Origin of the sequence: Streptomyces sp. NRRL WC-3618 (assembly GCF_001280005.1) — a bacterium.
GTDB lineage: Bacteria > Actinomycetota > Actinomycetes > Streptomycetales > Streptomycetaceae > Streptomyces.
Window position 1 is genome coordinate 55,297 of the sequence record NZ_LGDW01000259.1, and the last position, 14,309, is coordinate 69,605.

11 protein-coding genes and 1 pseudogene are annotated in these 14,309 nt (G+C 71.2%); 6 read left to right on the plus strand and 6 right to left on the minus strand.

Going from position 1 to position 14,309, the window contains the following annotated elements; all coding sequences use genetic code 11:
* Nucleotide 1 precedes the first annotated feature (1 nt).
* Complete coding sequence (locus ADL01_RS22185) at nucleotides 2–1,273, minus strand: ABC transporter substrate-binding protein (protein WP_053743781.1); 1,272 nt, start codon at nucleotides 1,271–1,273, stop codon at nucleotides 2–4.
* A 316-nt stretch (nucleotides 1,274–1,589) separates the two neighbouring features.
* On the opposite strand from ADL01_RS22185, the gene ADL01_RS22190 reads away from it, so the two are divergent.
* A complete protein-coding gene (locus tag ADL01_RS22190) occupies nucleotides 1,590–2,774 on the plus strand; it encodes an ROK family transcriptional regulator (protein WP_053743782.1) in 1,185 nt (394 codons plus the stop codon).
* 65 nt (nucleotides 2,775–2,839) lie between these two features.
* Nucleotides 2,840–4,813 carry a glycoside hydrolase family 97 protein gene (locus ADL01_RS22195; protein WP_053743783.1) on the plus strand — a complete coding sequence of 658 codons (1,974 nt, stop codon included), beginning with the start codon at nucleotides 2,840–2,842 and terminating at the stop codon, nucleotides 4,811–4,813.
* A 165-nt stretch (nucleotides 4,814–4,978) separates the two neighbouring features.
* On the opposite strand, the gene ADL01_RS22200 is transcribed toward ADL01_RS22195, so the two are convergent.
* Nucleotides 4,979–7,837 (minus strand): helix-turn-helix transcriptional regulator, encoded by a 2,859-nt coding sequence (locus ADL01_RS22200; protein WP_053743784.1) that lies wholly within the window; start codon nucleotides 7,835–7,837, stop codon nucleotides 4,979–4,981.
* A 249-nt stretch (nucleotides 7,838–8,086) separates the two neighbouring features.
* On the opposite strand from ADL01_RS22200, the gene ADL01_RS22205 reads away from it, so the two are divergent.
* Complete coding sequence (locus tag ADL01_RS22205; RefSeq protein WP_199834887.1) at nucleotides 8,087–8,797, plus strand: helix-turn-helix transcriptional regulator; 711 nt, start codon at nucleotides 8,087–8,089, stop codon at nucleotides 8,795–8,797.
* A gap of 85 nt (nucleotides 8,798–8,882) precedes the next feature.
* Here ADL01_RS22205 and ADL01_RS22210 read toward each other — a convergent pair whose 3' ends face one another.
* Together ADL01_RS22210 and ADL01_RS22215 are read right to left on the minus strand one after the other, a co-directional pair.
* Nucleotides 8,883–9,239: a MazG-like family protein gene (locus ADL01_RS22210; protein WP_199834888.1), complete on the minus strand. Its 357-nt coding sequence runs from the start codon at nucleotides 9,237–9,239 to the stop codon at nucleotides 8,883–8,885.
* A 77-nt stretch (nucleotides 9,240–9,316) separates the two neighbouring features.
* Complete coding sequence (locus ADL01_RS22215) at nucleotides 9,317–9,871, minus strand: DoxX family membrane protein (RefSeq protein ID WP_053743786.1); 555 nt, start codon at nucleotides 9,869–9,871, stop codon at nucleotides 9,317–9,319.
* Between the two features lie 101 nt (nucleotides 9,872–9,972).
* Between ADL01_RS22215 and ADL01_RS22220 the strand changes: the two genes are divergently transcribed.
* On the plus strand, nucleotides 9,973–10,296 hold the full coding sequence (locus ADL01_RS22220; RefSeq protein WP_053743787.1) for a hypothetical protein: 324 nt from the start codon (nucleotides 9,973–9,975) through the stop codon (nucleotides 10,294–10,296).
* A gap of 318 nt (nucleotides 10,297–10,614) precedes the next feature.
* Here the strand turns inward: ADL01_RS22220 and ADL01_RS42400 are convergent.
* Together ADL01_RS42400 and ADL01_RS22225 are read right to left on the minus strand one after the other, a co-directional pair.
* A pseudogene (locus ADL01_RS42400) lies at nucleotides 10,615–10,722 on the minus strand (3-oxoacyl-ACP reductase); the annotation flags it as partial.
* A 68-nt stretch (nucleotides 10,723–10,790) separates the two neighbouring features.
* Nucleotides 10,791–11,792, minus strand: a complete 1,002-nt coding sequence (locus ADL01_RS22225) for a Gfo/Idh/MocA family protein (protein ID WP_053743788.1) — start codon at nucleotides 11,790–11,792, stop codon at nucleotides 10,791–10,793.
* Between the two features lie 117 nt (nucleotides 11,793–11,909).
* On the opposite strand from ADL01_RS22225, the gene ADL01_RS22230 reads away from it, so the two are divergent.
* Together ADL01_RS22230 and ADL01_RS22235 are read left to right on the plus strand one after the other, a co-directional pair.
* Nucleotides 11,910–13,214 (plus strand): multidrug effflux MFS transporter, encoded by a 1,305-nt coding sequence (locus ADL01_RS22230; RefSeq protein WP_053743789.1) that lies wholly within the window; start codon nucleotides 11,910–11,912, stop codon nucleotides 13,212–13,214.
* A partial coding sequence (locus ADL01_RS22235) for a serine hydrolase domain-containing protein (protein ID WP_199834889.1) occupies nucleotides 13,166–14,309 on the plus strand: 1,144 nt, incomplete at its 3' end. The genes ADL01_RS22230 and ADL01_RS22235, both read left to right, overlap by 49 nt.

The following is a 14,309-nucleotide window of genomic DNA, read 5'->3' on the forward strand; positions in this document are numbered from 1 at the left end:
CTCAGGCGATCTTCTTGAGTTCGGCCTCGACCCGGGTGCGGGCCTTGGCCACCTCGGACTCCGGGTTCTTTCCGCTGACCACGGCGTTGTTCACCATGTCCTGGGAAATCGTCGCCATGGCCTGGGTCCAGTACGGGTCGTCGTAGTGCCCGTTGGTCCCGAAGAGCTTCACCGCCTCGGCGGCGGTGCCGCTCTGCAACTTGGTGGCCTTCGCCGCCAGGCTCTTGCGCGGGGGGATGTGGAACCCGTAGGAGGTGCACCAGTCCTCCTGGAGCTTCGTCTGCTCGATCCACAGCCACTTCACGAACGCCTTGGCCGCGTCGACGTCCTTGGCCTTGGCGCTCACATACGTGGACCAGCCGCCGTTGTAGACCACGGGGCGGCCGGCGCTGCCGATACCGGGCAGGGGGATGATGCCGAAGTCGTCGCCGAGTGCCTTCTGGATGCCGGGCATCGCCCACAAGCCGCACCACTGCATCGCCGTCAGGCCCTGGATGAACGCCGACGGGTCGAACCAGTCGGTGGGCGCGCCGAGCAGCAGCGTCTTGCTCGTGTACAGCTCGCGCATCTTCTTCAGGCCCTCGACCGTCGCCGGGTTGTCGAAGGCGACCTTGTGGTCGGCGGTCAGCAGTTCACTGCCGGTGGCCCAGACCAGGGGACTGGCCAGGATGTCGCTGCCCGCCTTCAGGCCGAGGTACAGGCCCTTGACCCCGCCCTTGTCGAGCTTGCGGGAGGCTTCTATCAGCTCGTCGAAGGTGGTCGGGGGCTGGACGCCCGCCTTCTCCAGCAGGCTCTTGCGGTAGTACAGGAACTGCGGGTCGTCGATCATGCGGATGCCGTAGACCTTGCCGTCCACCGAGTTGGCGGCCAGATCGCTCTCCGTGAAGTCGGACTTCACGTCCGCGATGATGTCGTCCAGCGGCACGATCTGTCCGGACTTGGCCATCTGGACGTCGGGGTGGAACTCGAAGACGTCGGGGCCGCTGCTGGAGACCAGGCCGCTGGAGAGCTTGGAGGCGTAGTCACCGGGGATCCACTGCACCGACACGTCGGCCTTGCCGTACGCCTTCGCGTACCGCAGCGCCGCCTGCTGGGTGCCCGCCTCGCCGTACTGGTGGTACCACTGGCTGATCGCCTTACCGCCGGTGGAGCCGCCGCCGCGACCAGTGTTCCCGCCGCACGCGGCGAGGAATCCCGCCGCCGCCACGGTGCCGGAGGCGCGCAGGAGGGACCTGCGGCCGAACGATCTGCTGGGGTTCTGCTCAGGGGACATGGCTACCTCTGCTGTGAAGTACGGGTGTGGGTCCGAGCCTTGGGGACTGCGCCGCGACCGCGGGTGATGACGCTGTGGACGGCCGCGAAGTGGGCTGGTGAGAGCGCGACGCGAAGCCCGCGGGGTGGGGGCACGCGATCGGAGCGGGGCATTCCTGCCGCTGACGGGGTCGCAGCGAGCCGAGCGAGACGCAGGTTATGCGCGCTACACCCCTTCGTCAACAAGCCAGAAAAAGTCTGTGCACGACAGTTCCAACGGCGTGCGACCCATGGTTACGATCGGGCGCCCCAGCCCCGTCGAGCACAGGACAGCGTCGTTGAAGCGGACGTACCAGGACATTCGCCGGACCAACCGATTCGCGGTGATGCGGCATCTCATCGCCACGGCGCCGGTCGTCAGGCGCGACATCGCCGCGGCCACCGGCCTGTCGGTGGCCACTGCCTCCGACATCGTCAACGAGTTGCACGAGTTGGGGCTGCTGACCGAGATAGGGCAGCAGGCTTCGGGCGGCGGACGCCCGCGAAACCTTCTCGCGCCGGCCGTTGAGGGCCCCCGGCTCATCGGCGTCGACATCGCCGAGACCTACGTCCACGTCGAGGTCTTCGACCCGTCGCTGCAGGTTCTGGCCAGAGCCGAGTACGAACTGCATCCGCACGCCAACCCGCCGGAGTACGTCGTGGACCGCATCGTCCGCGGAGTCGACGAGGCGATCGCGCGGGCCCAGGTGGAGCGCGGCAGGGTTCTCGGGGTCGGCGTCAGCATTCCCGGCCAGGTGCGCGCGGACGGCACAACCTCCGTCTTCGCCCCGAACTGGAACTGGAACGACGTACCGCTGCGGGACCTGCTCACCGAGCGGATCCCGGATTTACCGATCCTCCTCGACAACCCGCTGCGTGCGAGCACCGTCGCCGAACTGTGGTTCGGTGCCGCCCGAGGCCGCGACAACGTCGCCGTCCTCACCCTGGGAACCGGCGTCGGCGCGGGCCTGACCGTCCAGGGGTCGCTCTACCGCGGAGCCACGAACACGGCCGGCGAATGGGGCCACACCAACCTTGTCATCGACGGCCGCGAGTGCCGCCGGGGATGTGTCGGTTGCGTGGAGACCTACGTGGGCGCACCCGGCATCATGCAGCACCTCGCGGAGATCCACCCGGACAGCCCGCTCCTGCACCCCGACGACCAGATGGCGACCATCCACGCCCTGGCCACCGCCCACGCGGCCAAAGACCCGGCCGCACAACAGGTGATCGCCACGACCGGCCGCTACCTCGGCATCGCCATCGCCAACCTGATCAACCTCTGCAACCCGCAGATCATCGTGCTCACCGGCTGGGTCGCCGACAGTCTGGGCAGCGCCGTACTCCCGCACGTACGCGCCACCGCCGCCCGCTACGCACTCGCCGAACCCTGGGAAGGCACCGAGATCAGTCTCTGCCCCATCGACCGCAACCCGGTCAGTCTCGGCGCGGCGACCCTCGTCCTCGAAGGATTCCTGTCCTGACCCTCCCGCGGTGAGCCACTCCACCATCCGCATCGAAACGCATGAAAGAGAGAGGTGTACGAGTCATGGCAGATTCAGCGAGCCACGCTCTCCCTGAACAGCCGTCGACCGGCGCCCCGGGACGGCTCTCCCGGCGTGGACTCCTCAGAGGCGCCGCCGTCACCGTGGGAGCCGCGGCGCTGGGTGCCGGCGCCGCCGGGACAGCCGCGGCGGCCGACGCCTCGGTCACCGCGACGGCCCCCGACGGCAGCAACACCATCACGATGTCGCTGACTTCGGGCGCGCTCAGCTGGTCGGCCAAGCGCGGAGGCGCGACGGTGGTCGACACGTCGGCTCTCGGCCTGAAACTGAGCGACGGGACGGTCCTCGGCGCCGCCGGCACGGTGATCACCAACTACCAGCACTGGACCATCGACAACACCTGGACCCCGGTGTACGGCCGCAACGCGACCGTCCGCGACCGGTACCAGGAGATGCGCTGGAACCTCCAGGACACCGCCACCCTCATCAACTTCAGCGTCCAGCTCCGCGCCTACCCGACCGGCGTCGCCTTCCGGTACGTACTGCTCGACAAGGGCACCGCCACCATCGCCGACGAGCTGACCACGTTCCTCTTCCCCAACGGCACCCTGGTCTACAGCGCGCGTGACGAGGACCCCTACAACCCGGTCGCGCCCGGCTCGATCCCCGCCACGGGCACATCGACCACGGACATCGGCCCGCTGACCGACCTGCCGCTGACCGCCACCTACGCCGACGGCAGCCTGATCGCCTGCGTCTGCGAATCCTCCCGACTCAACTTCCCGCGCCTGATGCTGAGTTCGGTGTCCGGACAGCCGAACACGCTGGCCGCCTACCTGATGGAGCACACCGCCCGCGGTTCGGACAGGGTCCAGACGACCTCGACGGTCACCACACCGTTCGCCACGCCCTGGCGGGCGGTGGTGACCGGCTCCACCCACGCCGAACTGGTCGACAACGCCGAGCTGGTGCTCAACCTGGCCCCCGCGAACGCGCTGGCCGACACCTCGTGGATCAAGCCGGGCAAGGCCTTCCGGGTACAGCTGACCACCGCCGCCGGGATGGCGGGCGTCGACTTCGCCGTGGCTCGCGGCATGCAGTACATCGAGTACGACGGCGGATGGTACGGCGACCCCGACCACAGCACCGACGCCACGAAGCCGATACCGGACATCGACCTGCCCTCGGTCATCTCCTACGCCACGAGCAAGGGCATCGACGTCCTCCTCTACGTCGACCGCAGAGCGGCGGGCAACCCCGACAGCCTGTTCGGCCTCTACAAGAGCTGGGGCGTCGCGGGCGTCAAGCTCGGGTTCATCAACGACGGCACCCAGGCGATGACGAACCTGATCACGAACTGGGTCCGGACTGCGGCCACGCACAAGCTGCTGATCGACCTGCACGACGACGTGCGACCGTTCGGCTACGAGCGCACCTACCCGAACTGGATCAGCCTGGAGGGCGTGCGCGGCAACGAGCGGTTCCCGACCGCGAGCCACAACGTGACCCTGCCGTTCGCCCGCAACATCGGCGGGCCGCTGGACTACACCATCTGCTACGGCCAGTCGCGGGACCGGACCACCAACGCCCACCAGATGGCGATGGCGGCGGTCTACTACCAGCCGCTCAACTTCCTCTACTGGTACGACTCCCCGTCGAAGTTCGCCAACACCGCCAACTGGCCGGGGCTGCCCTGGTTCGACGCCATCCCCACCACCTGGGACGAGAGCCACGCCCTCGCCGGATCGATCGGCCAGTACGCCGCTGTCGCCCGCCGCCACGGTGACACCTGGTTCCTCGGGGCGATGACCGACGAGACGTCTCGGACCCTGTCACTCCCGCTGACGTTCCTGGGCGGCGGGTCGTACACGGCGACCGTCTACGCCGACGGAACCCCGGGCACCAGCCCGTATCAGACGCCGGTCGTGGTCAGCACCCGGACGGTCACCTCGGCCACCACGCTGAACGTGGCGATGGCCCCCGCGGGCGGCCAGGCGATCATCCTCAAGCCGAGCTGATGCGACGGACGCGGGTTCAGCCGGTGCCCTCTCCCGCCGCTGCCACTCCAACAACTTCGAGACCCGGTGACCACCACGTCCCCGCGGTACTTCACCGACCTGAACGGCGCCTTGCCGCCCGGCGCACCCGGCCGGTCTTCCGGTGGCTGGTTCGACAACGCTCACCTACGGTGGGCCGGCTCGCTGGCCCGCGCCGGGACCACGGCCCAGCGCCACCGTGAGCTCCCCTCGCCTCCGGATCCCCAACTTCCGGTAAGCGCTGGTCAGATGGGTCTCCACCGTCCGTCGGGCCACATGCAGCAGTTCTGCTATCTCCGTGTTCGTGCGGCCCGCCGCCGCCAGTTGCGCTATCCGGCGTTCGCTCGCCGTCAGTGTGGTCGCCGTGCGGCGGGCGCCGCCCTCGCGCAGGGCCGCTTCGGCGGTGGTGCGCAGGCGTACGGCGCCCAGGCGTTCGGCTCGTTCGGTGGCTTCGCGCAGGGACTTGCGGGCGCGGGTTCGTTCGCCGGACGCGAGGAGCTGGTGGCCCCGGGCGATCAGGGCCGGGATCAGTTCCGTTTCGACGGAGGCCTCGCGCAGGACTCGTACCGCCTCGTCGGTCAGGTCCAGGCCGTGGCGGGCGCCCGTCGCCGTGCCGAGTACCCGCAGTGAACGGCCCACCAGGCGTGGGGTGTTCCACACCCGGGCCAGCCGCAGTTCCTCCTCGGCCAGTGCGAGCGCCTCCCGGGGGTGACCGAGGTCCAGTCGGCACTGGGCGGCGGCGGCCCGCCAGGGGGTGACCACCGGGCTCAGTACGTCGCGGGCGGACTGGCGGCGGCCGCACTCCAGGAAGTCGCCGAGGGCGCCGGCCGGATCGCCCGAGGCGGCGCGCACCACGCCCCGGGCGTACAGGAAACGGTTCAGCTCCCAGGAGTCGTGCGCCTCCCGCAGGTCGAAGGCGTCGGCGAGCCGCCCGGCCTCGTCGAGGCGGCCGGTCTCGACCAGCGCGAGCAGTATGTGCGCGTCCGCGTTCGTCGGTCTCGTGCCGGTGTTGGTTCCGGGTGCGGGCTCCGCCGACGACTCCTCCCCTCGGAATCCGTCACCCGCTCCCGTCCCCTCCCTCCTCCGCCACGACTCCGGCTCGGTCAGCAGGCTTCCGTAGTCGCCGCGGGCGGCGGCTATGTCGGCGCGTACGTTCAGCAGGGCCTCGTGCATCGGGTGGAGCAGGGTGGGGCGTTGGCCCGTGAGGCCTCGGTCGGTCAGGCGTTCGGCCTCATCGAGCTCGTCGGCCCACTGGGCCACCGCCGCGGCCGTGCCCAGCAGGAAGGGTTCCGCCAGCGGGCCGGCCGGCTCCGCGAGCAGCGCGCGTACCTGCTTCATCGCGGCGTCCGCCGAGGTCAGGCCCGCTGTCGCCTCGTACCGTACGAGGAGGGCGCGGCCGGCGGGGCCGAGCGCCTGGGGGGAGTGTTCGGCGGTGTCGCGCAGCCAGCGGTAGATCTCCTCGCGGATCGTCTGGTCGTGGTCGGAGAGGAGAGCGGAGGCCGTCTGGACCGTGTGGAGGAGGTCCGGATGGTCCGTCAACTGGCCGTCCAGGTTACGGAGCAGGGTCACCGCCGCGCGGGCCTCGCCGCGTCTGGCCAGCGCCGTGCCGAGGGCCACCGCCGCCTGTACGCGGTACTGCGGCAGGCCCTGCAGGCGCATCGCCTCGGTGAGGCGCGGGATGCCCGTCGAGGAACGTACGGCGGCGAACTCCAGCGAGCCCAGCTCGGTCAGCACCTCGGCCCGGCGGCCCGCCGACATCGGCTCGGCCAGTGCCCGGCGCAGCAGGACCACCGCGTCGTCCCTGCGGTCGTCGCGGACCGCGCCGGTGGCCGCGTCGAGCAGGGCGTCCGTCGCCCACACCTCGTCCACCGGGCCCGACCGCAGGAGCTGCCCCGCGACCGTCTCGGTCGGGTCGCCGCGCCGCAGCATCGCCTCTGCCGCCGCCCGGTGCGCCGCCTGCCGGTCGGCCGCGGGCCAGCCGGTGAGGACCGCGTCCCGCAGCAGCGGGTGGGCATAGCGGGGGCGGCCGTCGGCGTCGTCGCGCAGCAGGCCCAGCCGGGTCATGGCGGTCAGCCAGCCCCGTACCCGGCACGGATCGGCCCCGGTGGTCTCGGTGAACAGCTCGACGTCGGGGCCCTGGGGCAGTTCCTCCAGCACGGCGAACACGCGGGCCGCCTCGGCCGTCGCGGCCCCCGCGCAGTCCAGCCACCAGGACACCGCCGCCGGGTACGCCCCCGGATACAGCGCGGCGCACGTCTGGGGGAGCTCGGCCGGTGCGCCGGTGGTGGCGTTCAGGTCCTCCAGGAGGGCGCGCAGGAGCAGCGGGTTGCCCGCGCCCGCCCGTACGCAGTCCGCCACCCACCGCTGGGAGTACTCCGGCGCGTCACCGACCGCCGAACGCACCAGTTCCGTCGCCGTGTCGAGACTCAGCGGGGCGAGGGTGTGGGTGCGTACGAGGGTGGGGGAGAGGGTGTGGACCAGGCCGGCGGACGGCGGCTCCACGTCGTACTGGCTGCGCTCCGTCACCAGCAGCAGTATCGGTAAGCGGTCCACTCTGCGCGCCGCCTCGATCAGCCAGCAGCGCGAGTTCTCGTCCGCGAGGTGTACGTCGTCCACGGCCACCAGCACCGGCGCCTCGGCCGCGTACGCGCACAGCAACCGCCAGAGCCGGGCGGCCGGTTGGACGTCCGCTGGAACGTCGTTGGCGTCAGGAGGCGGGCAGCGCTGGGCCGGTACGGTCAACTTCCGTACGGGGGCCAGTAGTTGTTCTATGACGGGGAGGTGGGTGTCGGTCGCGACGCCGCGCTGGGGGGAGCAGCGGACGCGCAGTACGCGCATGCCGTGAGCCTCCGCCTGCTCGGTGGCGGCCTCCAGGAGTGCGGTGCGGCCGGTGCCGGTGGCGCCCCGCAGCAGGACCAGGCGGCCGGTTCCCGCGCGGGCGCGTTCGGCCTCGGCGGCCACCAGGGCCAGCGCCTCCCCGCGCTCGTACAGCGATGCGGACAGCATGCCTGCCTCCTGTCGTGGGTATCTACCGGGGATGTCTGCGGTGGATGGTGGCCGCCGTGGGTATGCGGTGGCCCGTCTCCAGGTCTAAGAAGGCCTAACGGGCCGTTTAGGTTGAAGCGTTCGCCGATCTCGTGGTGTTCCTCGTGGTGGTCCACGATTGCGCGCGCCCCCTGGGGCACAGAAGTGTGGGCTGTGCACGTCTGCCACCGACCGCTCGCAGGTGGCGGCACCTGACCCTGGGGGCAGTCCTTGCGCAGCACGCCAGTTCGCACCACCAGCCCCGGCAGCGGTACCGGGGCCGGTACCAGGGCCGCCGGAACCGGGCCCTCCGAAACAGGCCGCCGCATACCCGTCGCCGTACACGCGGCCGACCCGATCTCCCGCGCCGGCGCGGTCAGCCAGCTGCGGCAGCACCCGGTGGTCGAACTCCGGGACGAGAAGGACAGCGGGCCCGGCGTCGTGGCCCTGCTGGTCAGCGAGACCCTCGACGACGCGACGCTGTCACGGCTGCGCCGACTCGTCCGCAGCGAGGGCGCCAAGGCCGTTCTCGTGGTCGGCGTGCTGCGCGAGAACGAACTCCTGGACGTCATCGAGTGCGGCGTCGGAGCCATCGTCTGGCGCCACGAGGCCACCGGACGCAGGCTGGCACAGGCCGTACTCGCCGCCGCCCGCGGTGACGGCGACCTGCCCTCCGACCTGCTCGGACGGCTCATCAGCCAGGTGGGCACCCTGCACCGCACGGCGGCCGGCCAGCCCGTCGTCCCCACCTCGGGACTCGCGCCGCGCGAGGTCGATGTCCTGCGCCTCGTCGCCGAGGGACTCGACACGGGGGAGATCGCCGCCAAGCTGTCCTACTCCGAGCGCACGGTCAAGAACGTGATGCATGGACTCACCACCCGGCTGCGTCTGCGCAACCGGGCGCATGCCGTGGCCTATGCCCTGCGGGAAGGCTACATCTGACCGAAAGGGCAATCGAACAGGGCGTGCGGGCACCAACTCCTGCCCGACAGGCCCCTCTTGCGGCATTCCTGCGGCTTGCCGGGCCTCAGTCGCGGCCCGGCAAGGGAGCCGCAGAGGCAGCGGGGCCGCCCAGTGAGCGTTCCCTGACCCGTTCCAGGTGGGCCGTGAAGACCTCGCGGGTGTCCGGGGTCAGGGCGCGCAGGGCCACCATCGCCGTGAGAGCGACGTCGCACAGCTCCGACTGGACGTCGTCCCACGTGTGGGTGGTCCCCTTGCGCGGGTTCTGGCCGGTCGCGCCGATCACCGCCTGCGCGACCTCGCCGACCTCCTCGGCCAGCTTCAGTACACGCATCAGGAGGCCCTCGCGGCCGGGGTGCGCCTGGTGGGCGTCGAGCCAGGTCGAGAGGTCGTCGATCGCTGCCCAGACGGTGTCATCGGCCATGGGAGAAGCCTCCCACGCGACACCCGGCCGCCGGAATCGGTCCATCAGGGCATCAGGCCACTCGTCCTCCAGTTCCCCTAGTCCTCGAACAGCGCGTCCTGCGTGCCCTGTTGACGTTGCCGCACGCGCCGGTTGCGCGCCCCCACGACCAGCGCCGTGACGGCGGCCGTGCCGGCGAGGGCCGCCGGGACCATCCAACCCCGGTCGAGTACGTGGCCCAGCGCGTGGTCGAGGGAGAGCCGGCCCGGGCCCGTCACCGCGAGGCCCGCCGCCGCGAGGCCCAGGGTGGCGGCGTACTCGTAGCCGCCCTCCGCGTTGAAGAAGCCGTTGGGCGCGTGCACGGCGGCGGCGCCCGCCATCGCGCCCGCTGCCGCCGCGCCGGCCGCCGGAGTGGCCAGGCCCAGCGCGAGCAGGGCGCCGCCGCCCGTCTCCGCGAGGCCCGACGCCGTGGCGCTGGCCTTTCCGGGTGCGTAGCCGACGGACTCCATGAAGGCGCCGGTGCCTTCGAGGCCGTGCCCGCCGAACCACCCGAAGAGTTTCTGCGCGCCGTGCGCCGCCAGCACCCCGCCCGTCCCCAGACGGAGCAACAACAGCCCCAGATCACGCCGGTCGTATCGGTCGTCACAGGTCATGCCTCCACCGTCGCACCGATCGCGTTCACCGCACGCGCGGGGACCGTCCGTGCCTGCCGTTCGGGTGGCGGGGGTCAGGGGGCGGTGCCAGTGTGACCGGCATGACGATTCAGACCGCCAAGCTCAGCGACCCGGCCGTCCGGGCCTTCGTCAACGCCGTGAACGCGCACGACCGCGAGGCCTTCCAGGCCGTCCTGGCGCCCGACGCGACGATGTCCGACGACGGCTCGGACCGTGACCTCGCCGACTGGAGCGAGCGCGAGATCTTCTCGTCCCACGGGCACATGGACGTGGCCAGGGAGTCGCGGGAAGGCCGTGTTCTCGTCGCCAACTACAGCAACGACACCTGGGGCGAGATGCGCACGAAGTGGAGCTTCACCGTCGACGACGGCCGCATCCTGCGCTTCGAGACGGGCCAGGCCTGACGGAGCACCGACGGAGCACGGCGGAGCACACGGCAGCCGCTCCATGACCCGGTGCGCACCTCGCGGTCCCACGCGAGGTCCACCCCCATCCGGATGCGCCATGGAGCGGCTGTCGCCTTCCCCCCCTCGGGTTGGTCCGTTGTGTGTTACCGGAACCTCAGAGCATCAAGTGTGAAGCTCTGGTGGAGAAGGCGTGTTGAGCATATGCCCGCGACCGCCCCGAACGCTACGGAGTAATCAATTCCACTTGTGCAGGTTGAGTCCTCGAAGGTGTGTGCGAGTGATGTGCGAGCTGCCGTCAGCCGCGTCCGACGTAGGGCCCTCGGGTGCGAGCGCCGCCGTCTCCTCCAGGCGCTCGGTACGGCGTCCCGCGAGCGCCACCGACCAGCCCGCGCGGAGCAGTTCGAGGACGACCGCGCGCCCGATGCCGGAACCGGCTCCGGTGACGACCGCGACCTTCCCCTGCTCGGCGGGCGTCGGCTAGCCCTCGCTCATCAGCGGGCCTCGCCGGGGTAGCGGACGCCGATCTGCTCCCGGATGGTGTCCATCGTCCGCATCACGGCGAGGGTGCCGTCGAGCGGGACGAGCGGGGACTCGGTCTCACCGGCCCGCAGGGCGCGCATGACCTCGATGGCCTCGTGCCGGAAGCTGTTGCGGGCGCCGTGGTCCGCAGCGGCGGCGAACTCCTCGGGGGCGTGGCCGTCGCGGTGCAGCACGAACCGGTTCGCGAAGAAGAACCCGTCGGGTACGTCGATACGGCCCTTGGAGCCGGTGACCGACGCGCCGATGGACGTACCGCCGACGATGGAGCAGTGCACTGTGGCGAGAGCGCCGCTCTCCCAGGAGAGCAGTGCTCCCGTCTGGAGATCGATGTTCTCCTCGGAGAGCACCGCTCTCGCCGAGATGCCGTCCGGCTCCCCGAGCAGCAGGTGCGCGAACGACACCGGGTAGACGCCCAGGTCGAGCAGCGCCCCGCCGCCCTGCGCCGGGTCCCGCAGCCGGTGCGAGGGCGGGAAGGGCCCCTCGAGTCCGAAATCGGCCTGAACGGTCCGTACTTCACCGATCGCGCCGTCCTCGACCAGTGCCTTCAGCTTCCGGACGACCGGGTTGCAGTACGTCCACATGCCCTCCATCAGGAAGGCGCCGCGCTCCTTCGCCAGCGCGACCAGCTCCTCCGCCTCCCGCACGTTGATCGTGAACGCCTTCTCGCACAGCACGTTCCGCCCGGCCTCGAGGCACAGACCCGCGGCGGCCCGGTGCGCCGAGTGCGGAGTGGCGACGTACACCACGTCGACGTCGGCGTCCTCGGCCAGCGACGCCCAGTCGCCGTAGGCGCGGGGGATGCCGAACCGTTCCGCGAACGCCTTCGCGGAGGCCTCGGACCGCGAGGCGACCGCGACGAGCTCCGCGTCCGGCAGATCCACCAGGTCGGCGGCCATCGCCGCCGCGATGCCTCCCGTAGCCAGAATTCCCCACCGCACGCGTTCAGCCGACATGCCAGCCCCTCGTTCCGTGACCTTTGTTACCTCGAACAACCCTGTACGAACGGAATGAACGGACCGCCTGTACGAGCTGAGAGCATAGGTGGCGGATCATTCGAACAGGGAGGGCGTATGCCCGAGCGTGGCAGCACCACGTGGGACGAGAGGAATCCCCAGGCGGGGACCCCGAAAGACAGCCCCCGCTCCGCCCGCTCCCTCCGCCGCACCGGCTTCCTCGTCACCTTCGTCCTCGGCGGGCTGACGGCGACGCCCCCGCTGGCCATGGACATGTACCTCCCGTCCCTCCCCCAGGTCACCGACTCGCTGCACGCGCCCGCCGCGAGCGTCCAGTTGACCCTGACCGCCTGCCTGGCGGGCATGGCCCTCGGTCAGCTCCTGATCGGCCCGATGAGCGACCGATGGGGCCGCCGGCGCCCCCTCCTGGCGGGCCTCGCGGTGTACGTCGTGGCCACCGTCCTGTGCGGCCTCGCGCCCAGCCTGGAGTTCCTGGTCGCCTTCCGGCTGCTCCAGGGGCTTGCCGGCTCGGCCGGGATAGTCATCGCCCGCGCGGTCGTCCGGGACCTGTACGACGGCGTTGCCATGGCCCGCTTCTTCTCCACCCTGATGCTGATCTCGGGGGTCGCCCCGGTCGTCGCGCCGCTCATCGGCGGCCAGATCCTGCGTGTGACGGACTGGCGGGGCGTGTTCGCCGTCCTCACGGTGGTCGGGGTCGCGCTCGCGGCACTGGTCTGGTTCCGCCTTCCCGAGACCCTCGACCCGGCCGACCGCCACGGCGGCGGAGTCGGCGAGGCGCTCCGCTCCATGCGCACCCTGGTCGCCGACCGCGTCTTCACCGGGTACGTCCTGGCGGGCGGCTTCGCCTTCGCCGCCCTGTTCGCTTACATAGCCGCGTCCCCCTTCGTCATCCAGGAGATCTACGGGGCCTCCCCGCAGACGTTCAGCCTGCTGTTCGGCGTCAACTCGGTCGGGCTGGTGGTCGTCGGCCAGATCAACGGCAAGCTGCTGGTCGGCCGGGTGTCGATGGACAAGGTGCTGGCGGCGGGCCTCGCGGTGATCACCCTGTCGGCGACGGCTCTGCTGCTGATGGCGACGGGCGTGGTCGGCGAGGCGGGCCTGTTCCCGGTGGCGACCGCGCTCTTCGTCCTGATGTCGGCGATGGGCCTGGCGATGCCCAACACCCAGAGCCTCGCCCTGATGCGCACCCGCCACTCGGCGGGCGCCGCGTCCGCCCTCCTGGGCACCACCTCCTTCCTGATAGGCGCCGTCGCCTCCCCGCTGGTGGGCATCGCCGGTGAGGAGACAGCCGTCCCGATGGCGGTCGTCCAACTGGCGGCAGCGCTGGTGTCGGTCGGCTGCTTCGTGGGACTGTGCCGTCCCTGGAACAGACGTACGGCTCTGGAGGGAGCGGAGAACTGAGCGCCGCCGCACCAAGACTGCGCGTCGACACCCCGGAACGGGCCGGCCTGGACCCCGAGGAGATGTGTCACCTCGTACGGGAGGTACGCGCCCTCACGGCCGGCGAGCGCCCCTGGGCACCGGCCGCGGTCGTGATCGTCGGACGCGGCCCGGTGATCGCGGTGCAGGCGGCGGCGGGCTGGGCGGTGCGGTACGCGTCGTACGACGAGCGCACCGACACCGGAGTGGAACTCCCGGCCGAGGCGCGCGTCCCGGCGACGACGTCGACCCCCTTCGACCTCGCCTCCCTGACGAAGCTGTTCACGGCCGTGGTGGCGGTGCAGCAACTGGAACGCGGCGCGCTGAGCATGGACGCGCGGGTGGCCGCGTATCTGCCGGACTTCACGGGCGCGGCCCAACACCACATCACCGTACGGCAGTTGCTCACCCACACCTCGGGCCTGCGCCCCGAACTCCCCCTGTACGACTGCCCGGACGACGCGGCCCGCCGGGCGCTGCTCAGGGCGGAGGCACCCTCGTCCGCGCCGGGCGCGTACCGCTACTCCGACCTGAACATGCTGCTCCTCCAGTACGTCCTTGAGCGCGTCACCGGCTCCACCCTGGACGTTCTGATCCACGAGGGCGTCACCGGCCCCCTGGGTATGACGGCGACCGGCTTCGGCCCCTGTCCCGGCGCGGCGGCGACCGAGGACCAGCGCAGGCCGTGGGCCAAGGCGGAGCGCGGGATGGTGCGGGGTGAGGTCCACGACGAGAACGCGTGGGCGCTGGGCGGGGTGGCGGGCCACGCGGGCCTGTTCTCGACGGCCCACGACCTGGCGATCCTCTGCCGCTGCCTGCTCACGGGCGGCGCCTACGGCCCGGCCCGCATCCTGGGCGCCGACCACGTGGACCTGCTGCTGACCCCGCCGGGCCTGGGCTTCGCCGTCGATCAGCCCTGGTTCATGGGGGAGTTGGCGGGGCGGGGAGCGGCGGGACACACCGGCTTCACGGGAACGTCCCTCGTACTGGACCGGTCGACGGACGCGTTCGTCGTGTTGCTCGCCAACACGGTGCATCCGAAGCGGAGTTGGGGGCGGGTGGGGAACGGGCCCCGGG

Bases quoted from the DNA above. Each gene is read 5' to 3' on its own strand.
- ADL01_RS22185 (WP_053743781.1), bottom strand. From the start codon at position 1,273: ATGTCCCCTGAGCAGAACCCCAGCAGATCGTTCGGCCGCAGGTCCCTC.
- ADL01_RS22195 (WP_053743783.1), top strand. From the start codon at position 2,840: ATGGCAGATTCAGCGAGCCACGCTCTCCCTGAACAGCCGTCGACCGGC.
- ADL01_RS22200 (WP_053743784.1), bottom strand. From the start codon at position 7,837: ATGCTGTCCGCATCGCTGTACGAGCGCGGGGAGGCGCTGGCCCTGGTG.
- ADL01_RS22210 (WP_199834888.1), bottom strand. From the start codon at position 9,239: ATGGCCGATGACACCGTCTGGGCAGCGATCGACGACCTCTCGACCTGG.
- ADL01_RS22215 (WP_053743786.1), bottom strand. From the start codon at position 9,871: ATGACCTGTGACGACCGATACGACCGGCGTGATCTGGGGCTGTTGTTG.
- ADL01_RS22220 (WP_053743787.1), top strand. From the start codon at position 9,973: ATGACGATTCAGACCGCCAAGCTCAGCGACCCGGCCGTCCGGGCCTTC.
- ADL01_RS22225 (WP_053743788.1), bottom strand. From the start codon at position 11,792: ATGTCGGCTGAACGCGTGCGGTGGGGAATTCTGGCTACGGGAGGCATC.
- ADL01_RS22230 (WP_053743789.1), top strand. From the start codon at position 11,910: ATGCCCGAGCGTGGCAGCACCACGTGGGACGAGAGGAATCCCCAGGCG.